Here is a 22,633-nt window from a genome sequence, read left to right as displayed (position 1 = left end):
TTAAGTGCAAGAAAAAGACGTATGACTTTATTCCCAGAAATAATTTTCAATTTTGATGAAAATACTCTTGTCAACTTTCCTCTCTTCTGCTTATAATGACATTAAGAGTTTCACGTTATGTGAAGAAACTTAACATAAGAGGGAGTGGGGTATATGAGAAAGAAATGGTTGGTTTCCATGTTAGTAATGCTTACTTTGTTCGCTTTTCCGGTTAGCGCATTTGCGGCTGCGGAGGGTCCGACTAACATTGAACTTCAAAGTGGTTTGAACTCAGCCTTTACGTTTCTGGCTGTTGTACTCGTGTTCTTGATGCAAGGGGGATTTGCTTTACTTGAAGCGGGTTCAACACGAATGAAGAATGCAGGACACATTGCGGGTAAGACCATCCTGACATTGGGAATTTCAGTTATTGCCTTCTGGGCTTTGGGTTTCGGTCTTGGTTTCGGTAATGGTAACAGCTTCTTTGGAACAACAGGATTTTTCCTGAGCGGTGACAAGATGGCTGCTTCCTTCGAATCACTGGCTTTCTCCGATGTTCCACTGACTGTTAAATTCGTTTTCCACCTCGCTTTTGCGGCGGTATCTCTGGCCATTGCCTGCGGTGGTATGGCTGAACGTGCAAAAATGAGCGTATATATTGTATTCGGTACACTTTATACCATTATCATGTATCCGGTTGTTGCTCACTGGGTATGGGGCGGCGGCTGGTTGGCTGAGCTGGGTATGCAAGACTTTGCAGGATCGACGGTTGTTCACTTGACTGGTGCGACTGCAGCATTGGTAGCGACCATCTTGTTGAAACCACGTATTGGTAAATACAACAAAGACGGCAAACCTAACATCATTCCAGGTCACAACCAAGTGTATTCCGTACTCGGGGTTATTATCCTCTGGATCGGTTGGTTCGGTTTCAACCCAGGTAGTACGTTAACGGCCTTGGACGATGGATTCTTTGGTTATGTTGCATTAACTACTAACGTAGCTGCTGCAGCTGGTGGTGTTGCTGCACTGTTGATTTCTTGGGCAGTTCTAGGCAAGTCCGATATTCCTAGCATGTTGAATGGTGTGCTTGCGGCACTCGTTGCAATTACAGGTGCTTGTGCCTTCGTTGAACCTTGGGCAGCTCTGGTTATCGGTGCTTTGGCTGGTGTTATCACATTCTTCACGGCACAGTACTTCGATCGTAAAGGAATTGACGATCCAATCTACGCTTTCTCCGTACACGGTGTTGCTGGTATGTGGGGAGCAATCTCCACAGGTTTGTTCGCTACACCAGAACTTGCTGAGCATGCGGGTGTAGGTCAAGCGGGTCTGTTCTATGGCGGTGGATTCCACCAATTGGGCGTACAGCTTCTCGGTCTGGTAGGTGCTTTTGCCTTCGTACTGGTAATGTCCTTCATTATTCTGGGCGGTATGAAAGCGATCATGGGCATCCGTGTTACTGAAGAAGAAGAAACAATGGGTCTGGATATCAGTGAGCACGGTACTTACGGATACCCTGAACAAATGAAAAATGTAGATTCTAAATCCAATGGTGGTACGTTCAGCTCCTGAGGTGAATGATGCTGAATCATGCTTCAAGGAGGCTGGACATGATGGAACCCATCTCGTATACAAACTATTCCTGGTCTTATCAGGGAATCGATGGTGCGGTGTCTTCTCAAGAACTGCGCCAGGCACGTGTAATATTACAGAACGAGCTCCAGGAATTGTTGTCCGCTTCCTTGTCGCCGATCGAGTGGTACCAAACGGTAAATGAACTGCATGACCGGATTGCACGGAAAGCAGTAGAGTTATGCATTCAGGGGATGGTTGAGGAAGGCTTCGGCCAACCTCCCGTCCCCTATGCCTTTATCGTATTTGGCAGTTCCGGCAGGGAAGAAGCAACGTTATGGAGTGATCAGGATAATGGCATGATCATTAGCGATACTCCGCATGAAGGTAAAGAGGAATATTTTGCTCAGCTCGGACTGCGAATGACGGATATGTTAGAAGAGCTTGGTTACGCCAAGTGCGAAGGCAAAGTCATGTGCTCTGAGCCACTCTGGAGAAAAACGCTGGCGTCATGGAAACAACAATTAGCAGATTGGAGCTCGGATCTGAATTGGGAGCCCGTTCGTAATCTGATTATTGCTTCAGACATGCGTTTTGTTGCAGGTGAGCAAAGTCTGGCGGAGGAATGGATCACGAGTTTTTATGAACAGTTCAGACTGGTTCCTGAACTTTCGGATGCGGTTCTTCGCAATACGGTTAAACATAAAGCTACATTAAATGTACTTGGACGTGTGGTCACAGAACGATTTGGTGAACATGCAGGCGGATTTGATGTCAAGTATGGCTTGTACATTCCGCTGGTGAACAGTGCACGTTATTTGGCTTTGCAACATGGGATCAAGGAGTCATCTACGTTAAAAAGAATGGAGAGACTGAGTTCACTTGAAGCTGTTCCATTTACATTACTGGATGCATGCCAGCGGGCCTTCTTTGCCGCTTTGAAATTTCGCCGAAGTACACCGGTTGTCATCCAAGGGGATTTGCAACATAGCAGTGGGTTTCTGGATGAGAAACAGATGAAACAAAAGCAAATTCATTATGAGCTCAGGGATACGCTCGGGTTGGTACGACGAGTGCATCGTGCTTTGCAAAGACAGTTGCGTTTTGCAGAAAGGAGACGTCCATGAGAGAGCCGGCAAGGGGCAATACAGGATTCTGGAATTCGCTGCGTCAGGGAGGGGTTCCTTCCGTCATCGCTTCCATTATGGGAGCCCCTACGGCGCAACACATGGCGTTTATCCGCTCTATGATGAGAGAACAGCGCAGACCTGAGGTTCTGCATACACCTCTAAATGAGCTGGACGCAGTTGTATTTGATCTGGAAACGACGGGTTTTTCGCCCCAGCATGGGGATGAGATTATCTCATTTGGTGCGGTCCGTATACATGGTGGTGTGGTACTGGAAGGAGAACAGTTCTATACGGTGGTGCAGTCCAAGACCGCAGTTCCGGAACATATTACTGAACTTACAGGTATTACACAGGAGATGACGTTGGACGCACCGACTTTGCTGGAAGGGCTGCATGATTTCATGTCTTTTGTAGGTGGAAATGTTCTGATTGCACACGCAAGTGCGCATGACCGAGCTTTTCTGAATGCAGCTCTGTGGCGGACTTCAAAGGTAAGGCTGACACATCGTTTAATCGATACGATGATGTTGGCCCGCTGGCTTGAACCAAGCAGGCCGGGGTATGGTCTGGATGAATTGCTGGAATCCAGAGGGATTCCGATCTATGGACGTCACCATGCACTGGAAGATTCAAAAATGACTGCACAGTTATGGTCCTGCTACTTGGAGGACATGACTCGTAAAAATGTGGAGACCTTGGGTGATCTGTATACCCAGCTAAGTCACGCATAACGGAACGGGAAGCAGATTGTATGAAGGCACAACGTGTTGTGCCGGATCCTGCGATTCCTTCGAAGATTCAATCAGATAACCGTTCAGATGCATATGAGATACTAATCCGGCTGTAAGGTCAGGTGAGCCGATGAGGTACATCTGAAGCAAACCTGCGAAGGCCGGAAGCGCTTGGATGTCCTCTAAGGATGGAACGGGCCTTGTATGCGGATGAGAATGGAAGATACCGATGAGCTTGGGCTCGGAGAATACGCACCGAATCCATTCGGCATCGTCTAGAGCAAAATGGTGCAGCGGGTCAGGTGCTACGTTACGAATGGGCTGAAACCGACTGATTCGTATACCGCCCGCTGCGGTTTCACCCAGCATAACCCCGCAGGCTTCTTGTGGCAGCGAAAGGAACATGTGCTTTGACATCTCTTGTTCTACGGAAGAAGGGATGTAGAAGGCGTTTTGCTGCCCGTGAAGTGCTGCCATTTGTATTCACCCCTCTCTCTTTGGCTCCTGCTACGGCAGGAGTCCTTTTTCATTTTATTTTCTGTGATGCGGATTGTAAAATTTTAAAGGAAAAGGGTACAATAATAAAGAGAACATTTGGAATCATGTTCTGGTGAACTGTCATAGAGCGTGATAAACACTTAGCATATGCAGAAATTACGGTTTCAGTTTCAATATGCTAATTATATAAAAGGGTGGCGGGTTATGAAACGAAACATATACATACTCCTTGGTGTTGTCTTGCTGGTTGGTATTGCACTGGCCCAGAATGCGGGTGACGGCATTGCAGCCGTCTTTAAGCAGGAAGAACCCATGCCTACAGAGACGGGACCTCGTGCGGGTCTTCTGGCGCCTGCTTTTTCTCTGACAGCAATGGATGGGAAGACGTACAGTGTGGGCGGTGCCAAAGATAAGGCCACGTTTGTCAGTTTCTGGGCATCCTGGTGTGAGCCGTGTAAGCAGGAAGCTCCAGAGCTGAACAGAATGGCTGCAAAATACAAGGATAAGCTTGACATGTATGGGGTTAATGTAACGTCATACGATAAACTCAAGGATGCCAAAGCTTTTGTGGATGAGTACCAACTGACATTCCCTATTCCCTTGGATGAGAAGGGGACTGTGTATGCTCAATACAATGGGGTGGCTTTTCCAACGAATGTTCTGATTGACTCCAGAGGAGTTATACAGGAGATTGTTCTGGGCATATTACCCGAGAAAGAGTTGGAACGTAAGATTAAAAAGTTAATTGCGAATTAATTTTCATGTAAACAAAGAAGCCTTTGCATCCATGAATCATGGGTACAGAGGCTTCTTTATATTTTCCGGGAAATAAGCGTTAAAAGGTTGTTCAAAAAAACGCTTTTTTGAATATATACTTTAGTGGTTGCTTATCCCATGCGCAGAAATAGGGAGTGTGCCCGGCTCATCCTGTAATTTTTCTTGAAGCAAAGCATAGCGGAAACTGTGAACGAGCGCTTCCCAACTTGCTTCAATTACGTTCTCGGATACACCAACAGTGTTCCATGTGTTTTCCGTATTTTTAGATTCGATCAATACACGAACTTTGGCAGCTGTGGCATCCTTCTCATCCAGAACACGGACTTTGTAGTCCGACAGATGCATGTTGGCAAGTGAAGGGAAGTATTGCACCAGCGCTTTCCGAAGGGCGTTATCGAGTGCGTTAACCGGACCATTGCCCTCAGCAGCGGTATAAGCGCTTGTTCCAGCGATATTCACTTTGACAAAAGCTTCGGAAACAACAGATTTGCCCGCCGTTTTCTCCACAAGCATTTTGAATGATTCAAAAGTGAACAATTCTTTCATATCACCGTTCGCTTCACGAATTAACAATTCGAGCGAAGCATCTGCACCTTCGAACTGGTAACCCTGATGCTCCAGGTCTTTGATCTTCTCAATAATCTGACGTGAATTGGCACTGCTTGGATCGAACTCAAGCCCCAGTTCCTGTGCTTTGGATACAATGTTACTTTGTCCGGCAAGTTCAGAGACCAGCACACGTTGTTTGTTACCAACCAGTTCAGGCACGATGTGTTCATAGGTACGTGAATCCCGCAGGATGGCAGAGACGTGAATTCCACCTTTGTGAGCAAAAGCAGCATTGCCAACATAAGGCTGATTAATCGGCATATTCACATTGGCAATCTCGCTAACATAACGAGCCACGTTTGTAAGCTGTCTCATGGAATCCTCAGTAACACATTCATAACCAAGTTTCAGTTGCAGGTTCGGGATAATGGATGCGAGATTGGCGTTACCGCAACGCTCTCCATAACCGTTCATCGTTCCTTGCACTTGACGGGCTCCGGCTTGTACAGCGCTGAGTGTGTTAGCGACAGCCAGTTCACAATCATTATGTGTATGGATGCCGAGATGTGCATGAGGCAGGCTTCTACGCAATGTGGATACGATCTCGTGCACCTCGTTTGGCATCGTCCCGCCGTTGGTATCACACATGACGAGCCAGTCCGCTCCAGCATCGTGAGCTTTGGTCAAGACCGCTTGAGCATACTCCGGGTTATGTTTGAATCCGTCAAAGAAGTGTTCTGCATCAAAGATCACTTCCATACCATTCTGTTTCAGATAGGCGATGGAATCATAGATCATGGACAAATTCTCTTCCAATGTAGTCTGCAAAGCGGTATGCACATGGAAGTCCCATGATTTACCGACCAAGGTTGCAGCTTGAGCACCGGATTCGATCATACGCTTCAGGTTGGCGTCTTCACTAGCAACGCTGCCTTTACGGCGTGTACTGCCAAAAGCAACAACCTTTGCGTTCAGGTTTAATTCCTTGACTCTTTTGAAAAACTCAATGTCCTTGGTATTGCTGCCGGGAATTCCGCCTTCAATATAATGGACACCCAGGTCATCAAGCTTCTTGGCAATTTTGAGTTTGTCGTCTGCCGATAAGCTGACACCCTCCCCTTGTGTGCCGTCACGTAAAGTCGTATCGAAGATGGAAATGGCCTTTGACATGAAGATCCTCCTTTGAGATAAAGCGCTCTTTTAAAAGTTTGGATTGTAAGTTAGGAAAAGCTGTTAAGTACGTTAGTGGACGAATCCTTCGATTCGGCAACGCTACACTGTGTTAAACTCAATGCGCTGATTTGTCCTAAAGTCGTCAATTTGTATAATTAATTATTATAGCACCATTATAGCCAAATGCTACATAGAAATCGCAGTTTCATGTAACAATTAACGGATTTTAGAGAAAAAAGAAGGATGTTAATCATAATCCGAATGTATGTTATAATCTATTATTGAGTTTTAATTGGAATATATGGAAGAAAAGGAGGGGTGATTTTGACTTTTTTATGGGAAAATACGATTATTGCTCTGATCACTTTGATACTTTTTGTGAGTGTAGGCTGGTTAATTATTCGGTCTCTGATCAGATCTCGTAGAAAATAAATGCTCGTGACTGAATTAACATAACGGGTTTGATATACTATAGAAGAAAGTAATTTAGTTTTCATTAATTAGTGTGCAAGAAAGGGCGGGGGTTCATGATGTCTTCAGACGGCAATCCTCCAGCAAATGTGGATCAATATTACCCTGCAGCCGGACGGGTGATTCTGCATGTCGATATGAATGCTTTCTACTGCTCTGTACATGAAGCCGAGGAACCAGATTTATATAGAGGAAAAGCAACGGCCGTTGCGGGTAGCAGTGAACTGCGAAAGGGTGTAATTGTAACCTGCTCATATGCCGCTCGTAATCGAGGCATCTCAACAGGTATGGTTGTGCACCAAGCCATGAAAAAGTGCCCTGATCTCATTGTGATACGTCCTGATTTTCATTTATATCGTCAATATTCAAGAGCCTTCATGCAGATTGCGTATAGTTATACCCCTCAACTTGAGGCGACATCCATTGATGAATGTTATCTTGATATTACAGGTTCAAGGCAATTCGGGAATCCAATGGAGATTGCGGAGAGTATTCAGCGTAGAATCAAGGATGAATTGGGGCTGCCATGTTCCATTGGCATTGCACCCAACAAATTATTGGCGAAAATGGCTTCGGATTTGAAAAAACCGAACGGTATCTCCATTTTACGCATGAGAGACGTACCTCGGATTCTTTGGCACAGACCATGCAATGAGATGTTTGGCATTGGCAAAAAAACGGCTGAAAAGTTGAAAAAATTGGGCATTGAAACGATTGGTCAATTGGCCAAGTCGGATGAGAACATGTTGACCGAACTATTTGGAGTTAATGGAGCATGGCTCAAAAATTCCGCGAATGGCATTAACCATTCCGCAGTTCACGCGGAACGTGAGGCCAATAAATCCATTGGGCATACAACCACTTTACCGGCGGATGTATCGGATATGAATGAGATTCATCGGGTGTTCCTCAATATAAGTGACCAGGTAGCCAGAAGGTTGCGCAAGCACGAAATGTTCAGTCAGGGTATTCAGATTACAATCCGGACACCGGATATGAAGACAATCACCCGATCACGTCTAATGGAAGTTCCTACGGAGGATGCAACGGTCATTTACCGTGAGGCCTGTAAACTATTTGAGAAGCATTGGGGTAGTGGCAAGCCTGTACGCATGCTGGGTGTGACACTTCAGAACCTGATTCCAAGAGAAGAATCCGCTGTGCAGATGGACTTGTTCGAATATGAGCAGAAGCCCAAGAAGGACAATCTGATTCGGATTATGGATCAGTTACGTGATAAATTTGGTGAAAATGCTGTTGTGACCGCGGGCATGCTTGGAGACGATCCTTCCGTGCTGCTTCGTAATCATAAAGTGCGCGGTACTTCCCTGCAAAAAGATAACTTGCAAAGTCTTGATTAAATAAGGGATAATAGAGACTTGTGGTTGCAAAATGTTTGTAATTATCATTACTTTGTATTAATATGTTTCTAGATAAAAACACTGTACGTTTTGAATTTTAGGAGGAGAGAATGTAAATGAGTAAATATACTTGGGTTGAAAAAGACACATGTATCGCATGTGGCGCTTGTGGAGCAACAGCTCCAGACATCTACGATTATGATGATGAAGGTTTGGCTGAAGTTATCTTTGACGGCGATGCTAACCATGGTGTCAAAGCTATTCCAGACGACTTGTTTGACGATATGCAGGATGCATGCGATGGCTGCCCTACAGATTCAATCAAAGTAGCGGACGAGCCTTTCAATAAAGAAGGCTAAGTATTTCTCACATGAACATAGAGCACTTTCTTTTGTCTTAACGACAAGGGAAGGTGCTTTTTTTGCATTCATTTAACTGTGATTATCTGATCTGTGGATCCAGGACGAACATTGTCGAACCCCCTTTTTTCCACCGGGTACTCAAGTCCTATGGATTCAACGCCTGGTTATGCCGATATATAATGATAAACGGAAAAAGGCGAAATAGTGGAGGATCGGATGCAAAATACTCATCTAAGAACATATGTCAAGAAACATCCCGACAACAAAATGGCTTGGTACTTGCTTGGAAAGGAGTATTTGGGCGAAGGACAGGAGGCCAAAGCCAATTATTGTTTTCAGCAAGCGGGCGAGGTTTATGAGGCATTTGAACGCAGTAAAGCTCCTGCGGACATCTGGGTAGACTATCAGGATAAACTGGTGGAAATGTCTGAGCAAAAAGAGAAAAAACAACGTAGACGCAAAATGTGGCTTACGTTGCTCATGCTGCTTGTGCTGGCGGGTCTGCCACCTGCGGACGCTCCGGGTTTCAGTCGGGAAGCGGCCGACGCACTGTCAGCAGCACTGGAATCCACAGATGACATCGAAGCGCCTGTAGAAGCGGATAAACAGGTTGGAACTGCATCCATTGCGCCAAGCAATGTGTTCACTGCTGCGGCATTTGGTGGAGGTAATCATGGCGAGGCTGCGCTCGCAGCTGCCTGGTCCGGGTCTGGCCCAAAAGTAGAGACCTCTGCTGTACTGGGCATGCAAACCTCGGATGACTGGTCTTTATGGAAACGAAATATGCCTGTGAAATACATAGTACAAACCAATACAAGCGGGAAATTAACTGCACAGAGTTATGATGCCAAGCAATGTAACTGTGAACCTCCTGAAATTACACCGAAAATCAAAAAAATGGCCTTGGCGTGGACCGCCAAGCAGGAAGCAGCTGCATCATTATCAAGTGCAATCGTTGCCTATCGCAAAAAAAATGGCGCTTGGCCCAAGAGTGTAACGCAAATGGCTCAGCCATTTCCGAACAATATTCTGGGAGAGACTGCGCCAGGTATGACCGAGATGTTTCCGAAGCTGCTAGCTTTGCATCAAGGAAAGGCACAGAAAGGAAAGAGCGATTCAATTGGTAAAGAGAACGGTTCAACATCTTTGGATTCGTCTCAAGGCAAAAATGCTGCTTTTGCAGATACGCTGGGAGGTCAGCCTTTTTTGCAGGAACCGCTGGAGATGGTCATTGATAAGGATAAACATAAACTTGCATTAATCAGTGGGGATACCATTGTTCGTATATATGATGTGGGACTTGGCGGTGATCAAACACCGGAAGGTTCATTTATCATCACAGATAAAGTGGTCAATCCGAATGGACGCTCGAACGGTGAGTTTGGAAGCAGAGGTATGCAGCTCTCGAATACGAATTATGCCATCCACGGGACCAACGAGCCAGACAGTATCGGACTGGATGAGTCCCTTGGATGTGTGAGAATGCTTACAGGAGATGTAGAAGAGTTATTCGCTCTTGCTCCGCAAGGCACTCCGGTACGCATTGGAGAAGATGTACTGCCAGATCTGACGCTTGTTCCAGAAGCAAAGCAGCGTTATCAGCATACGCTTGTTCCAAAGCAAAATAATCCGAACAAAACGTATCACTGGCTGAATTGATCTGTTTGATATGTAGAATCAGATGGATTCAGCCTGAATCATCTACATGTTGGCAATAATGATAAGAGCACCAATGATGATGATCAAGCCGCCTACACTGGCTGCTGTCCATGCAATGGCTTTGCGATTCACTTCTTCTTTCTTTTGCTGTAATGCAGGTGGTTTACGTTTGGGAGCCATGAGTTATTCCTCCTTATTTGGAATAGAACTGGTGTAGAGTAACCATGCTCTCATTGTAAAGAATTCAACTCGTCATTTCCAGTGGGCGGGTGGATTTCTTGTGAGCATTTTGTATTATTCGATTTGTGCTGTCTATGCGCAAACTACTTTCCTTTTTAATAAGAAACAGATAAACTTGTGAGTAGAGTGTTTTTTTACATATGAAAAGACGGACAACGGCTTTTTGGCGTACCGGACCAGAACGGAGTGAGTGATTTGTTATACAGAAGTCTTGCTAAACCTTTGTTGTTCAAAATGGACCCTGAACAGGCCCATCATCTGATTATTGGCGGCCTTAGTGGCGTCGGTAGCATCCGTCCGGTTCCTTCCGGACTGCGTGTGATGTACGGCGTTCGTGAAACGTCTGATCTGGCTGTTGACATGTTTGGGTGTCATTTCCCTACACCTGTTGGTCTGGCTGCGGGTCTGGACAAAAACGGGCAGGCCGTAACGGGCTTTTCTTCCATCGGATTTGGATTCATGGAAGTGGGAACCGTGACACCACTTGCACAACCAGGTAACGATCAACCACGGCTGTTCCGTTTGCCTCCAGATGAGGCGTTGGTGAACCGAATGGGCTTCAACAATCTTGGTGCGGAAGCCATGGCAGGTGAATTGGCACGTCTACAGGATCGGCGTATTCCAGTGGCTGTTAACATCGGCAAGAATAAGGCAACGTCTAATGAGGAAGCTCACCTGGACTATTCGAAGTGCATTCAGGCACTATACGATTATGCTGATCTGTTCGTGGTTAATATCAGTTCACCAAATACACCGGATTTGCGTAATCTGCAACATGGGAATGAATTGAAGGAACTGCTCGCTGCGGTTATGAACGAGATGAACGTGCAGCATGCACGAGCGGGCGGAGCGACCAAATCCGTTCTGGTGAAAATTGCACCGGATGTGAATGATCAGGAACTTGAATATATGGTTCGCACAATTGCAGACAGCGGTGTTGCTGGTATTATTGCAACGAACACAACCATCAGTCGTACAGGACTTTCCCACCAACATGCGAAGGAAACAGGCGGTCTGAGCGGTAAACCTCTACGTGACCGTTCAACGGAGATTATTCGCCAGATCTATCGCCAGACCGAAGGCAAACTTCCGATTATCGGTTCAGGTGGCATTTTCACAAGTGAGGATGCATACGAGAAAATTAAAGCCGGAGCAAGCTTGGTCGAAATATATACAGCATTGATCTATGAAGGACCTGAGGTGAATCGGCGCATTCATGCCGGACTGCGTGAGTTGCTACGCAAGGACGGTTATCGTCATATCTCCGAAGCGGTTGGTGCGGAGCATCGTTAAGAAGGAATGTGAATCCCCGGAATGAAAATATAGAAGCATGGGAAGAGCGTAAAATGGTTCGGGACTCTTCCCCCCACCAAACATCATGTATAATGGAATAGAACAGGGGACGCTATAGAGACAGGAGGCATAAGCATGGACGGTAGAGACTGGGGTACATTTTTACTTCCTTATGAACAAGCGGTAGAGGAATTGAAAGTCAAGTTTAAGACAATGCGAGCGGAACTGAAGAAACGGGAAGAGTATGCCCCGATTGAATTCGTTACCGGTCGTGTTAAAAAAATATCCAGTATTCTGGAGAAATCCAGACGACTGAATGTGTCGCTTGATGACGTGGAAACAGGCATTGAGGATATTGCAGGTATCCGCATTATGTGCCAGTTCGTGGATGATATCCGTCGGGTTGCCGAGTATATTCGAGGTCGTAAGGATCTCACGGTACTCATTGAGAAAGATTACATTACGAATTTCAAAGAGAGCGGCTATCGCAGCTTCCATATGATTATTGAGTATCCCGTTCAGACGGCTCTGGGACAAAAGAAAGTTTTGGCCGAGATACAGATCCGGACACTTGCCATGAATTTCTGGGCTACCATTGAACATTCGCTGAGTTACAAGTTTCGCGAAGGGTTACCTGATGAGATGAGAACCAGGCTGAAAAAAACGGCTGAGGCCGCGTTTATACTGGACAACGAGATGTCTGCAATTCGTCTACAGATTTTGGAGGCGCAGAAGGCATTTGAGGATGATTCCAATATCGTGTCAAGAACATTGAATATCATTCATCAATTATACTTCTACCACCTTGTCAGTGAAGCAATTGAAGCACAGAAGCGATTTAACGATTACTGGGAACGGCATGATATGGAAGGGCTCAAAGACTTGCTGGATGACGTGAAGAAACTTCTGAACAACGCCAGAAAGGGCGAAAACCCGGATGAGCATCTATGAGCCACTGTACGTTGACTACTTAATCTACTTCAATCGGGATCAGGATTATTTCGAGTGCCATGAGGTGCTGGAAGAATTGTGGCTTGAACGGAACCGGGATTCTCTCTATAAGGGATTGTTACAAATTGCAGTTGGTTTATACCACTTCAGGAATGGCAATCTCCGCGGAGGAACGATGATGTTACAGAGTTCACTTGATCTTCTGGAACCTTATCCTGCTACGATTCTGGGCATTGACCTAGGGGCTTTGGTACGGGATGTACAGGAAATCGTGAAGCAACTATCTGAGCCTGACGCTCAGTCTGTGACTTATAGGGATTTGTCCATACGAATTGTTGATGAGGTCTTAGAACAAGAGATGTCTAGAAGATCGCTTGAGCTAAAACCTAATATTCCGCAGCGCCGGAGTCCTACCAGAGGGCGAATATACGAAGAGAAGATGAAGGCGATGGATCAGAGTAAAAGTTGAACCGTAATTAGCGTTAACATTCAAATGAGCATCCCATGGATATGAAGTTCCATGTATATGAAACACCCCGACGATTCCTGTAAAGGGAACGATCGGGGTGTTTTTGAATGTTGCCTCATATTCAGATGATTGCAGGTGGCGCAGCCTGTCCTTCAACAGAACAGTGTCTGGTGATACAAGTGCCTGATTGTAGATACTTGTGGAAACGGATCTATCAGTTAGCTTGCCGAAGGAGTAGCGCTGCCTTTATATTTTTGGAAAAATTGTTTGTAATCTTCCAGTGTGTAGCCCTGGTCACTGCCATTCTCTTGCAGTCCGCCAACCATACGGTCTTTCTCGACACCAGCCTCATAATAGACGAGTGTAGGTGTGAACTCGATATTGTAATCGGTCCATCCTGCTTCGAATTCACGCAGATTGAACTGTGGAAGCTCAATACCTTCACTGTCAACCAGTGGCATCAACTGAGGTGTTGTGGCACGGCAGTGCGAGCAGTCGGAAGCAAAGAAATAAACAAAAAAGCTGTCTTTGTTATCGATTTTGGCTTTGAGATCAGTGGGTACAATAATTTGTTGATAGTTGGGATCACTAAGTAGCTCCCGTGTAGCTGGATTAAGCTTGGAAGCAGCGATGCCATAAGCATTTTCCACTGAATCCATCTGTTTCTTGGATTGCTGGTCTACGACAACCAGTGCTGCAATCATAATGATTAAAATACCCAGGAAAATAAGGATCGCAGCACTTTTCTTTTTCTTCTTGGATTTCATTGGACATCCCCCATCGATCATATCGAAATATAGTTTGGGCAAAAATAAAGGTTGGGATAATATGCATAAACACCCGAATTTTTGCTCAGGAATCAATCTACTTGCCATTATACTACATTACACGCTGTAGTGGAATAGATACGATATGATAGGAAAGCAAAGCTTGGATATGATAAAATAAAACGATATTGCAATCTTACCAAGACAGGATGAGTGGGAATATGGGTGTAAAGTTACCTTTGATATTTGCTGAGCGAATGAAAAGTTTGCTGGGTGATGAGTTTGAACAATTTATGAAATCTTATGAACAGTCTCCACATGCGGGGCTGAGAGTGAATACGCTAAAAATATCGATGGAACAATTCGATGAGATTGCTCCGTTTGATCTAAGACCTATTCCGTGGTGTGAGACAGGATTCTATGTACCTCATGGTGTTAAACCGGGGCTGCACCCTTATTATCATGCAGGCTTGTATTATATACAGGAACCAAGTGCAATGGCTCCAGTTGAATTATTGCAGGTGGAGCCTGGAGATCGTGTCCTAGATCTATGTGCTGCTCCGGGAGGAAAAACGACACAGATTGCTGCAAAGCTGCAAGGCATGGGTGTACTTGTCACGAACGATATCCATGCTGAACGCACAAAAGCGCTGGCCAAGAACGTGGAATTGTACGGGGTGCGTAACGCGGTTGTTTTGAATGAGTCGCCAGAGCGGATCGCAAATGCATTTCCTCATTATTTTGACAAAGTATTAATTGATGCGCCTTGCTCAGGTGAAGGCATGTTCCGCAAGGATGAAGACATGGTGAAATCGTGGGAACATCATTCGGTGGAAAAATGTGTGCTCATGCAGCGGGATATCTTGGAGACTGCGGCACGGTTGCTGGCCCCGGGAGGAACCATCGTGTACTCGACATGTACCTTTGCGCCGGAGGAAAACGAAGCAATGATTGCGGAGTTTCTGAATGTAAACCATGATTTCGTTGTCAGGGACATTCCTGAAGAAAAAGGATTCGCTCCAGGACGTCCGGAATGGGTACGTCAGATGATGCCAGAGAAGGCAGAGGAGACGGAAGCTGTACTGGATCAAACGCGTGGCACCGCAAGATTGTGGCCTCACCTTTTGGAAGGAGAGGGACATTATCTCGCTGTATTGCAGCATCGTGCAGGGCAAGAATTAGAAACAGATCAACCTGGAGTAGTTAAAGAAGGAGCAATGGAGTATGGACAGGTCGTGGATGTGTCCAGGATTGAAGTAGAGGGGAACAAGGATCACTCTATTGCTGCTTCTTCAATTGCTATGACCAAGGCTGATCGTAAAAAGGAACGTTTATTGCGAATCGAATCCCGAGAGTCCCATGACAGACAGGCTGGTGGCGGCAAAAATTCGGGTAGACAGAGTAAAAAAGGTAAAGATCACGGTGGACGTAAATCGGAACGGGGTCAGGGACGCGGAGCTGATTCGGCAAGTATTGATCCGGTTGCGATCTACAGTCAGTTTATGAAAGAACAATTGGAGATTGAGTTAACGGGAGAGACGGTATGTTATGGAGATCGTGTGTATCAATCATCGGTTGGTGCAGCTCGGTTGGAGGGACTGAAAGTCATTCGTCCAGGTTGGTTTATGGGCACGATCAAGAATGGACGATTTGTTCCGTCCCACCCGCTTGCGTGTGCTTTGAATGCATCTGAAGCACGGCGAAGCGTAAATCTGTCATCCGCTGATGGCGAAGCCGTGAGATACCTCAAGGGTGAAACGTTAAATATTGAAGAAGAACGAGTGGTGCTCAAGGCGGATACGTTTGCCAAAGGGTATGTTCTTGTATGTGTAGATGGTTATGCCGCTGGCTGGGGAAAATGGCTGGATGGTGTACTGAAGAATGAATATCCGGCAGGGTGGAGGTGGACATCGGTATGAGTGGAAAAGGCAAACAAACGTTGCGTCTGGACAAAATATTAAGCCATATGGGTGTGGGAACACGAAGTGAACTCAAAAAGATGGTGAAACAAGGCAGAATCCATGTGGACGGCAAAGCGGTGAAAGACAGTGGTGTACAGGTGAACCCTGAGGTCAACGTCATTGAAGCCGATGGTGAGCGGATTGTGTATCGGGAGATGATCTATCTGATGTTGCATAAACCTCCGGGTGTTGTGTCTGCTACCGAGGATAACAGAGATAAGACGGTACTGGATCTGCTGCGGAAAGAGGATCGGGTGTTCAATCCTTTTCCTGTGGGACGACTGGATAAGGATACGGAGGGACTGCTCATTCTTACGAATGACGGTCCACTTGCCCATGATCTGTTATCTCCACGCAAGCATGTGCCCAAAACCTATGAAGCCCGTGTGCTGGGAAACGTGGATGAAGCGGATGTGCAACGTTTCAAGGCGGGCATTCAATTGGATGACGGGTACGAGACATTACCTGCTCAGCTGGCTATACTCGGTCAGGAAGAGACGGAAGAAGGTACGATCTCGTCGATCTCGCTTATTATTCACGAAGGGAAGTTTCACCAAGTGAAACGTATGTTTCAGGCGGTAGGCAAGCGTGTGGTCTATCTGAAACGCGTAGCCATGGGTGAGCTAGAACTAGCTTCCGATCTTGCGATCGGAAGTTATCGTGAACTAACCGCAGATGAGTTGAGCTTTCTGCGGAAGTAAGGGTTTGGGTGGGTGCGACTACTAACAGATGAGGATGAAGCCAGATGACTTATAAATTAATTGCACTTGATGTAGATGGAACATTGCTGAATGATCATCATGAACTTACCGAATGGACTCAGGAGACCTTGATCCAAGCTTCCCGTCAGGGAGCAGAGATTGTCCTGTGTTCAGGTAGAGGTCCTGCCAACACGATTCCTTTTATGGAGCAGATGGGACTGGATGGATATGTGATTACGCATAACGGCGCAGTTACCGCGCAAGTCGATACCCGTGAGGTAGTTCATCATTTTGCATTAGATGGACAAGGACTGGAGCCGATCATATCCTACTGTCGAACCAATGGAGTACATTTTGACATCAATACGGCATTTGGTCTGTATGTGGATCAACCGGAAGGTTTGGGGTTGCAGGTGCGTGAGATGTATTACAACTTTATGGCCGAGCCGCTGAAGTTACCCAAGTGGGTTGACATGACAGAACCGCTGGCGAAGTTCACTGCATTTGGTCCGATTGAACAGATGGATGCAGTACTTCAGGAATGGTCTACCTGGAATCTGCCTTATTATATGACACGGAGTGGTGACTTTTTTATTGATCTGATGCATCCCGAAGCGTCCAAAGGCGCTGCACTTAAAAGGCTTGCTGAATCGAAAGGAATCATGCCTTCGGAGATTATGGCGATTGGTAACTACTTCAATGATATTACGATGCTGACCTTTGCGGGCAAAGGTATTGCCATGGATAACTCCCCGGACGAGGTGAAAGCTGCTGCGGACGAGGTTACACTCTCCAATAACGAGCAAGGTGTGGCACACGCAATCCAAAAATATGTGTTATCCGTCTAACCCTACATCTTATACTTAAAATGCACGCTTTCCTCATAATCTACCGTCCTCAGGGGCATCCTAAGAGAATAACGTTAGGAATGGAGGAGGACACGTGATGAATTATGATGTGGAATTAGTTGCAGACCTGCGGACATCAGGTGGAGAAGTACAGGACGTGATGGTCAATGGTCAATATGCAGGCTCACTGTTCCTTGTGTATAGAGAAGGAGATCGTTTATCAGGTAGTCTTCAGATCGAGCAGGAGTCTCTGCCAGATGATACAGAGCAACGTATCGTGGAAAAAGTACATGCCTATGTCCGATCTCTTGCAGATGCGTTGGAAGCTGCGTATTATGAAGTGCTGGTTAGTTGTGGCTCATTACATACGGTTCTGCATATGCCTGAGTCAGAGACAGTGTGGCCGTCTGAAGAGATGAATCATGACGAAGGCAGCTATGACGATATAGGTAGCAGTGGAAGTAAGGTAATCCCTGTTTCACAAGCCGAATCGTTTACATATGAAGATCGGGATCAGGTTCTGGAGATGGAAATGGTAAGCGCAGGACGCAGCATATCGACGTATATTTTCAATGATGTCGAAGGGCAGGAACTAGCAGAAGCTTCCTTAAAACAATATGGCGCTGATGTACAAGGTGAAATACACTGGTATGACGAGCCGGAAGAGAATCAATTGGAAGCTGCGGCAGAGTTACTGGTCAGAGAGCTGGATGAAGATATCATCGATACGATTACAATCCGCATGTGGCATCAGGGCAACGAACTCGAGACGCTAGAGTGGGTACATCGCGATTTCTCCGAGGAATTTGAGGATACCGATGAATCGGATCTGGATGAGTTGGAAGCTGCTGAAGAAACATGTTATGTCATGCTGAAGCGTAAGGATCGGGAGTTCCGGGTATATGAGCTGTTTCTTCAGGAGCGAGGTGGATTGCCTGTGGGAACAGCGACAATAGATACTTCTCATTCCGATCTGACGGGATACATTGAATACGAGGTTCCTGGTACCAGCATTCAGCGAAAGAGCCTGGTCGAAGTGTTGATGCAGGAGTTGGACAAGGAGTTGGAGTTTGACACCTTGCACCTGACGATGTTGTATCGAAATCAGATTATTGATGAAGCCAGAATAGATGGGTAAAGGGCAACCGCCTTTTACCTTTTTTTGTTCTCGTTTTGACGAAAAATCCATTTCCCGGTATAGTACCATTAGTTTAAAAGAGATCAGGAAGCGGAGGAGAACAATGATGCACTCATTCAGGATCAGTAGCGAATATATTAACGATGGTTTTCAAGCGGTTCAGGCGAAGCCGGAAGATACGGAGGATGTGATGTCGCTGCTGGTGGAGACAGCCGAATGGTTACAGAGCCAAGGTTCTTCCCAATGGAACGCTTTGCTTAAAGGTGAAGATTCACATGATACGGCAGGGGCGATTCGTCGTGGGGATGTGTTTGTATTCAAAAAAGGGGCGGACGTAGCGGGGATGGTCATCCTTTTGGTTCAGCCAAGTCCTTGGGATATTCATCTTTGGGGTTCAAAAGCTCATGCCGAGGATGGCGCAATTTATCTGCATCGGCTAGCGATTCGAAGAAAATATGCTCAGTGTGGTTTAGGACGGTCCATTTTGCAATGGTCCAGCAGCGGGATACATTTTGAAGGCAAACATACGGTTCGGTTAGATTGCGGAGCGAGCAATGCCACGTTGAACGCCTTTTACGCGCGGAACGGGTATACTTTTTTGGGAGTGACCGATGGTTACGGTACATATGAGAAGCCCGTGGAGCCACTGAGCTGAGAATTCTGACTATCCTATGAATATGTTGACGACAACCGCAAGCGATGGACTGCTGAATTAAAGCTTTTGCTTCTGAGGGGAACGTTTCATGAATATGTTGTATATACGAGTTATCGTAATATAGATGTTCCGGCTTCCCTATGTCATAATGGATAGTAGAGCAGTACGTAAGTTAGAAAGGGGGAAACTAACGGTGAAATTGCTGCAGGCGCTTTTCTTTCCTCCGGAGCAGCCCGGAGGTGTATCCTCTATGATTCCGTATATGCAAGAGAGATTTACAACCCCGAGGTGGGAAATGGATCTGTTCTCGTTGCCAAAGCGAATTCGCAATAAGGGCAGAGAGGAAGTTCAGTTCGAAACGTTTGACTGGACGGAATATCAGGATAGTCCTGTTGTCCAAAAATATATTCAAACATATCGTGATTATCTTTGGTGGACCAAACTGCGAATTCAGAAGCCCTATGATCTGATCCATGCCCACCACCCAATTGCAGGACTTGCGATGAAAACAGTTTTCCCGGATACACCCCTCATTCAGACGATTCACTCCAGTTATGAACGAGAATTAATCCTTAATGGACGCATTGAAACGGATGGACCGGAGCATCGATTCCTGCTTGCGATATATGGTGAGCTGGAACACCAGGCAGAGCGCCTTTTGACGGTGTCGGATTCGTTCCGCCGTTATCTGGCTCCCTACGTGAAGGAACCTGATGTCATCGGTGTGATTCCCAATGGATTTGATGAGAAGCGCTTTAAGCCGATCCCTCATGATAATGCGATACCACAGCTGGTCACGGTATGTCGACTTGTTCCGGCAAAAGGGTTGGATATTCTTTTCAAAGCTTGTGCGGAACTGAAGGGTCGAGGTCATGATTATGTGTTACATATTATTGGAGATGGACCGATTCGTCCTGACCTGGAAGAATTGGCGCAGCGACTGGGGATCTATAATGAGACCATTTTCTATGGTTACACACTGCACCCTGAGGAATTCATGCCATTCTTTGATATTTTTGTACTTCCTTCACGGGCAGAAGCATTTGGTTCCGTCTTTGCTGAAGCGGCTCTGAGTTGTCTTGCCCTTGTGGGTACGGATGTAGGTGGTATACCGGAACAGATCGAGAACGGTAGCAATGGGTTGCTTGTACCGGCAGAAGATCCTTCTGCATTAGCTGAAGCGCTTGAAAAGGTGATGCTGGACCCGGCTTATCGTTATGAACTTGCCCGTTCAGCGTGTGAAAAAGCCAAGACACATTACTCGCTCGGCAGATCGGTCAATGAGTTGAAAAAGATGTATCTACAGTTTCCTAGCCAAGCCTAAAACGTAGAGCAAAAAGTGCGAGCCGCTGTGACAAACAGCGGCCTTTTGTCATGTTTAAGGAAAGAGTACCCGCGGTGAATTGTGGTTAGAAGGCAAACGGATGCTCATATTCATGAAATACATGGACCGTGAGAGTTATATATTGTTGCGTTTACGAAAGGTGCCCCAGCGGTTCAGTACCAATTTGGCAGCCCAGATTAATGCCATAGTTCCAAAGATGGGGTAAAGGATGGACAGCAGGGAACTGAATCCAAACTGGCTGAGTGAGTAACACAATAGCATAATGGTTAATGTAATGAAACGGGGATGGACACGTATATGTTGTCTCAGTTGCAAGGTCATTCCATAGATATCGGCTACAAAGGTAGTGAATATTTCCATGAAAATAAGGGATACATATACAGATTGCACTGCCCATCCAAGTTGAAAGGCAATGCTGCCCATCGGGATTTCGAATTGGATGATGCCGGGCATCTGAGCTGACATGGCAAAATGAGCTGCCATCAGCATGAAACCAACGCCAATTCCACCCAATACTCCACCCCACTTCAGCACATTCCGACTACGAATCTGGTTACCTACAGGCACAAGAACAGCTTGAGCCAACACCAGATTGAATGAAGTATACAATAGTGGAGACAGCCACACTTGAATAGGGTTTGAGTCTGTCGTCAGTGTGATGAATCGGGAAGCACCTGGATGATGGATCGTACTGGTGATCATGAGCAGAGATAACAGGAGCATCATGGGCACGACGATGCTATTCATTTGTAGGATGGCTTGAATGCCCCGACCGAGAAGCAGATATGTCCCTACAAGTGTGACGATCAGACCTGTCTGATAATGCAAACCCAGATGTTCGACAAAAACGGAGCCTGCTCCGGCAAGCATGACACTGTTCACGCCAATGAGAATGAGAAGGGTCACCCAGGTGATCCATTTGCCCGCCTTATGGCCGAATAAATGTTTGTTCAGATCCTCATAAGAGCGGGACCCGGTATCGTGAGCGATCAGCATCATTTTGGTACCTAACCAGACAAAGAGCATGGTGGATAAGCCTATGGTGATGGTGGCCCATTTGCCATACTGGGTAAAAAACTGCAAAATTTCCTGCCCTGTAGCGAAGCCGGCTCCGACAACCGTTCCGATGTATGTAAATGCGATCTGCAGCACCCGAAATGCCTGTTTCATGTGTTTCCCCTCTCAGGCCCCTGTATAGTTTGGACATGCGGGTACCATGGTACAAGGTATGCTTGACCCACGAAAGTCATGACAATCGATAATGAGCTTTGGCTTGAATTACGTCTCAAGGACAGCGCCCAGGCAATTTCGCTTGAACTTATAGATAGATATATGATACTTTTACCTCATAGGATAGGCTTGGGAGGTCAAATCATGGAATTATTGAAACAACGAATATTACAAGAAGGTGTGGTTATCTCGGATCAAGTATTAAAGCTGGATGGTCTGTTGAACCACCAGATTGATCCTGCATTAACGATGGAGATGGGACGTGAGTTTGCTGCCCGTTTTCGTGAAAGTGGAGTAACTCGGGTAATCACGGTAGAATCCTCAGGGATTCCGGTTGCTTTTGCAGCAGCCTATGAACTTGGGGTGCCCCTTGTATTCGCCCGTCGTAAAAAAACACTTCTGGCTGATCCTGATGCTTACTGTGAACGTGTACCGTCCTTTACCAAAGGAATTGTAACTGACATTATGGTATCCCGCGAGTTCATTCATGAGAATGACCGCATTTTGTTCATTGATGATATCATTGCCAATGGAGATGCCGCTCGTGGCGTCATCAAAATTATCGAGCGTTCCGGTGCGGAACTCGTCGGATTCGGCGTTGTGGTCGAGAAAAGTTTTCAGGCGGGGGCACGCACGATTCGTGAACAGGGTATTCCGGTGGAAGCCTTGGTACGCATTCGTTCCCTGAACGATGGAACAGTACAATTTGACGATAACGAAATGTGACATTTTAAAGGAATAGGGCCTATTTTTTGAACTATGCCTTTGCA

21 protein-coding genes and 1 pseudogene are annotated in these 22,633 nt (G+C 46.2%); 17 read left to right on the top strand and 5 right to left on the bottom strand.

What is annotated here, in order from left to right:
* Positions 1 to 153 precede the first annotated feature (153 nt).
* From MKY28_RS15675 to MKY28_RS15665, 3 genes are read left to right on the top strand one after another with little or no spacing between them, the layout of a single operon-like run.
* Complete coding sequence (locus MKY28_RS15675) at positions 154 to 1,554, top strand: ammonium transporter (protein ID WP_076326943.1); 1,401 nt, start codon at positions 154 to 156, stop codon at positions 1,552 to 1,554.
* 41 nt (positions 1,555 to 1,595) lie between these two features.
* The gene (locus tag MKY28_RS15670; protein ID WP_445670925.1) at positions 1,596 to 2,681 is read left to right on the top strand and encodes a DUF294 nucleotidyltransferase-like domain-containing protein; all 1,086 of its coding nucleotides are present in this window, start codon (positions 1,596 to 1,598) and stop codon (positions 2,679 to 2,681) included.
* Positions 2,678 to 3,415 carry an exonuclease domain-containing protein gene (locus tag MKY28_RS15665; protein ID WP_340936350.1) on the top strand — a complete coding sequence of 246 codons (738 nt, stop codon included), beginning with the start codon at positions 2,678 to 2,680 and terminating at the stop codon, positions 3,413 to 3,415. Before MKY28_RS15670 ends, MKY28_RS15665 begins: the two co-directional genes overlap by 4 nt.
* Here the strand turns inward: MKY28_RS15665 and MKY28_RS15660 are convergent.
* Positions 3,401 to 3,892 (bottom strand): M67 family metallopeptidase, encoded by a 492-nt coding sequence (locus tag MKY28_RS15660; protein WP_340936349.1) that lies wholly within the window; start codon positions 3,890 to 3,892, stop codon positions 3,401 to 3,403. The two genes, MKY28_RS15665 and MKY28_RS15660, sit on opposite strands and share 15 nt — an antisense overlap.
* A gap of 225 nt (positions 3,893 to 4,117) precedes the next feature.
* Here MKY28_RS15660 and MKY28_RS15655 point away from each other — a divergent pair, with 225 nt between their 5' ends.
* A complete protein-coding gene (locus tag MKY28_RS15655) occupies positions 4,118 to 4,669 on the top strand; it encodes a TlpA family protein disulfide reductase (RefSeq protein WP_100529308.1) in 552 nt (183 codons plus the stop codon).
* 120 nt (positions 4,670 to 4,789) lie between these two features.
* On the opposite strand, the gene cimA is transcribed toward MKY28_RS15655, so the two are convergent.
* A complete protein-coding gene (cimA, locus tag MKY28_RS15650; RefSeq protein WP_340936348.1) occupies positions 4,790 to 6,409 on the bottom strand; it encodes a citramalate synthase in 1,620 nt (539 codons plus the stop codon).
* Between the two features lie 533 nt (positions 6,410 to 6,942).
* Here cimA and MKY28_RS15645 point away from each other — a divergent pair.
* The 3 genes from MKY28_RS15645 (at position 6,943) to MKY28_RS15635 (ending at position 10,265) form a co-directional block, all read left to right on the top strand.
* On the top strand, positions 6,943 to 8,244 hold the full coding sequence (locus tag MKY28_RS15645) for a DNA polymerase IV (protein ID WP_100529310.1): 1,302 nt from the start codon (positions 6,943 to 6,945) through the stop codon (positions 8,242 to 8,244).
* A 116-nt stretch (positions 8,245 to 8,360) separates the two neighbouring features.
* Complete coding sequence (locus MKY28_RS15640; RefSeq protein ID WP_017689369.1) at positions 8,361 to 8,603, top strand: ferredoxin; 243 nt, start codon at positions 8,361 to 8,363, stop codon at positions 8,601 to 8,603.
* A gap of 219 nt (positions 8,604 to 8,822) precedes the next feature.
* Positions 8,823 to 10,265, top strand: coding sequence for a L,D-transpeptidase family protein (locus MKY28_RS15635; RefSeq protein ID WP_340936346.1), 1,443 nt, complete (start codon positions 8,823 to 8,825; stop codon positions 10,263 to 10,265).
* A 42-nt stretch (positions 10,266 to 10,307) separates the two neighbouring features.
* Here MKY28_RS15635 and MKY28_RS15630 read toward each other — a convergent pair whose 3' ends face one another.
* Positions 10,308 to 10,445, bottom strand: a complete 138-nt coding sequence (locus MKY28_RS15630; RefSeq protein WP_017689367.1) for a hypothetical protein — start codon at positions 10,443 to 10,445, stop codon at positions 10,308 to 10,310.
* A 255-nt stretch (positions 10,446 to 10,700) separates the two neighbouring features.
* On the opposite strand from MKY28_RS15630, the gene MKY28_RS15625 reads away from it, so the two are divergent.
* The 3 genes from MKY28_RS15625 (at position 10,701) to MKY28_RS15615 (ending at position 13,218) form a co-directional block, all read left to right on the top strand.
* Positions 10,701 to 11,798, top strand: a complete 1,098-nt coding sequence (locus tag MKY28_RS15625; protein WP_017689366.1) for a quinone-dependent dihydroorotate dehydrogenase — start codon at positions 10,701 to 10,703, stop codon at positions 11,796 to 11,798.
* Between the two features lie 135 nt (positions 11,799 to 11,933).
* Positions 11,934 to 12,749 carry a GTP pyrophosphokinase gene (locus MKY28_RS15620; protein WP_036609636.1) on the top strand — a complete coding sequence of 272 codons (816 nt, stop codon included), beginning with the start codon at positions 11,934 to 11,936 and terminating at the stop codon, positions 12,747 to 12,749.
* Positions 12,736 to 13,218, top strand: coding sequence for a DUF309 domain-containing protein (locus tag MKY28_RS15615; protein WP_100529312.1), 483 nt, complete (start codon positions 12,736 to 12,738; stop codon positions 13,216 to 13,218). Before MKY28_RS15620 ends, MKY28_RS15615 begins: the two co-directional genes overlap by 14 nt.
* Before the next feature lie 218 nt (positions 13,219 to 13,436).
* On the opposite strand, the gene MKY28_RS15610 is transcribed toward MKY28_RS15615, so the two are convergent.
* Positions 13,437 to 13,985, bottom strand: a complete 549-nt coding sequence (locus MKY28_RS15610; protein ID WP_100529313.1) for a thioredoxin family protein — start codon at positions 13,983 to 13,985, stop codon at positions 13,437 to 13,439.
* A 221-nt stretch (positions 13,986 to 14,206) separates the two neighbouring features.
* Between MKY28_RS15610 and MKY28_RS15605 the strand changes: the two genes are divergently transcribed.
* The 6 genes and pseudogenes from MKY28_RS15605 to MKY28_RS15580 all read left to right on the top strand — a co-directional run bounded on the left by MKY28_RS15605 (position 14,207) and on the right by MKY28_RS15580 (position 20,612).
* A complete protein-coding gene (locus tag MKY28_RS15605) occupies positions 14,207 to 15,904 on the top strand; it encodes an RsmB/NOP family class I SAM-dependent RNA methyltransferase (protein ID WP_340936345.1) in 1,698 nt (565 codons plus the stop codon).
* Entirely contained in the window at positions 15,901 to 16,647 is a 747-nt protein-coding gene (locus MKY28_RS15600; RefSeq protein WP_340936344.1) for a pseudouridine synthase, read from the top strand. Before MKY28_RS15605 ends, MKY28_RS15600 begins: the two co-directional genes overlap by 4 nt.
* A gap of 44 nt (positions 16,648 to 16,691) precedes the next feature.
* Entirely contained in the window at positions 16,692 to 17,495 is an 804-nt protein-coding gene (locus MKY28_RS15595; RefSeq protein ID WP_036670159.1) for a Cof-type HAD-IIB family hydrolase, read from the top strand.
* A 97-nt stretch (positions 17,496 to 17,592) separates the two neighbouring features.
* On the top strand, positions 17,593 to 18,633 hold the full coding sequence (locus MKY28_RS15590) for a hypothetical protein (RefSeq protein WP_340936343.1): 1,041 nt from the start codon (positions 17,593 to 17,595) through the stop codon (positions 18,631 to 18,633).
* Positions 18,626 to 19,165 (top strand): annotated as a pseudogene (locus MKY28_RS15585) (hypothetical protein); the annotation flags it as partial. The gene MKY28_RS15590 and the pseudogene MKY28_RS15585, both read left to right, overlap by 8 nt.
* Positions 19,166 to 19,481: 316 nt before the next feature.
* Entirely contained in the window at positions 19,482 to 20,612 is a 1,131-nt protein-coding gene (locus MKY28_RS15580) for a glycosyltransferase family 4 protein (protein ID WP_036609621.1), read from the top strand.
* Between the two features lie 135 nt (positions 20,613 to 20,747).
* Here the strand turns inward: MKY28_RS15580 and MKY28_RS15575 are convergent, their stop codons facing one another.
* Complete coding sequence (locus MKY28_RS15575) at positions 20,748 to 21,803, bottom strand: YkvI family membrane protein (protein ID WP_036609619.1); 1,056 nt, start codon at positions 21,801 to 21,803, stop codon at positions 20,748 to 20,750.
* A 204-nt stretch (positions 21,804 to 22,007) separates the two neighbouring features.
* On the opposite strand from MKY28_RS15575, the gene MKY28_RS15570 reads away from it, so the two are divergent.
* Positions 22,008 to 22,589: a xanthine phosphoribosyltransferase gene (locus MKY28_RS15570; protein WP_036609617.1), complete on the top strand. Its 582-nt coding sequence runs from the start codon at positions 22,008 to 22,010 to the stop codon at positions 22,587 to 22,589.
* Positions 22,590 to 22,633: the final 44 nt, after the last annotated feature.

The organism is Paenibacillus sp. FSL R5-0473 (assembly GCF_038004565.1).
GTDB lineage: Bacteria > Bacillota > Bacilli > Paenibacillales > Paenibacillaceae > Paenibacillus > Paenibacillus amylolyticus.
This window is presented reverse-complemented; position numbering and strand designations above follow the sequence as displayed.

Coding starts and splice junctions, on each gene's coding strand:
- MKY28_RS15610 (WP_100529313.1), bottom strand. CDS start 13,985: ATGAAATCCAAGAAGAAAAAGAAAAGTGCTGCGATCCTTATTTTCCTG.
- cimA (WP_340936348.1), bottom strand. CDS start 6,409: ATGTCAAAGGCCATTTCCATCTTCGATACGACTTTACGTGACGGCACA.
- MKY28_RS15660 (WP_340936349.1), bottom strand. CDS start 3,892: ATGGCAGCACTTCACGGGCAGCAAAACGCCTTCTACATCCCTTCTTCC.
- MKY28_RS15645 (WP_100529310.1), top strand. CDS start 6,943: ATGTCTTCAGACGGCAATCCTCCAGCAAATGTGGATCAATATTACCCT.
- MKY28_RS15595 (WP_036670159.1), top strand. CDS start 16,692: ATGACTTATAAATTAATTGCACTTGATGTAGATGGAACATTGCTGAAT.
- MKY28_RS15575 (WP_036609619.1), bottom strand. CDS start 21,803: ATGAAACAGGCATTTCGGGTGCTGCAGATCGCATTTACATACATCGGA.
- MKY28_RS15630 (WP_017689367.1), bottom strand. CDS start 10,445: ATGGCTCCCAAACGTAAACCACCTGCATTACAGCAAAAGAAAGAAGAA.
- MKY28_RS15620 (WP_036609636.1), top strand. CDS start 11,934: ATGGACGGTAGAGACTGGGGTACATTTTTACTTCCTTATGAACAAGCG.
- MKY28_RS15665 (WP_340936350.1), top strand. CDS start 2,678: ATGAGAGAGCCGGCAAGGGGCAATACAGGATTCTGGAATTCGCTGCGT.
- MKY28_RS15570 (WP_036609617.1), top strand. CDS start 22,008: ATGGAATTATTGAAACAACGAATATTACAAGAAGGTGTGGTTATCTCG.
- MKY28_RS15675 (WP_076326943.1), top strand. CDS start 154: ATGAGAAAGAAATGGTTGGTTTCCATGTTAGTAATGCTTACTTTGTTC.
- MKY28_RS15640 (WP_017689369.1), top strand. CDS start 8,361: ATGAGTAAATATACTTGGGTTGAAAAAGACACATGTATCGCATGTGGC.
- MKY28_RS15635 (WP_340936346.1), top strand. CDS start 8,823: ATGCAAAATACTCATCTAAGAACATATGTCAAGAAACATCCCGACAAC.
- MKY28_RS15670 (WP_445670925.1), top strand. CDS start 1,596: ATGGAACCCATCTCGTATACAAACTATTCCTGGTCTTATCAGGGAATC.
- MKY28_RS15605 (WP_340936345.1), top strand. CDS start 14,207: ATGGGTGTAAAGTTACCTTTGATATTTGCTGAGCGAATGAAAAGTTTG.
- MKY28_RS15655 (WP_100529308.1), top strand. CDS start 4,118: ATGAAACGAAACATATACATACTCCTTGGTGTTGTCTTGCTGGTTGGT.
- MKY28_RS15600 (WP_340936344.1), top strand. CDS start 15,901: ATGAGTGGAAAAGGCAAACAAACGTTGCGTCTGGACAAAATATTAAGC.
- MKY28_RS15615 (WP_100529312.1), top strand. CDS start 12,736: ATGAGCATCTATGAGCCACTGTACGTTGACTACTTAATCTACTTCAAT.
- MKY28_RS15590 (WP_340936343.1), top strand. CDS start 17,593: ATGAATTATGATGTGGAATTAGTTGCAGACCTGCGGACATCAGGTGGA.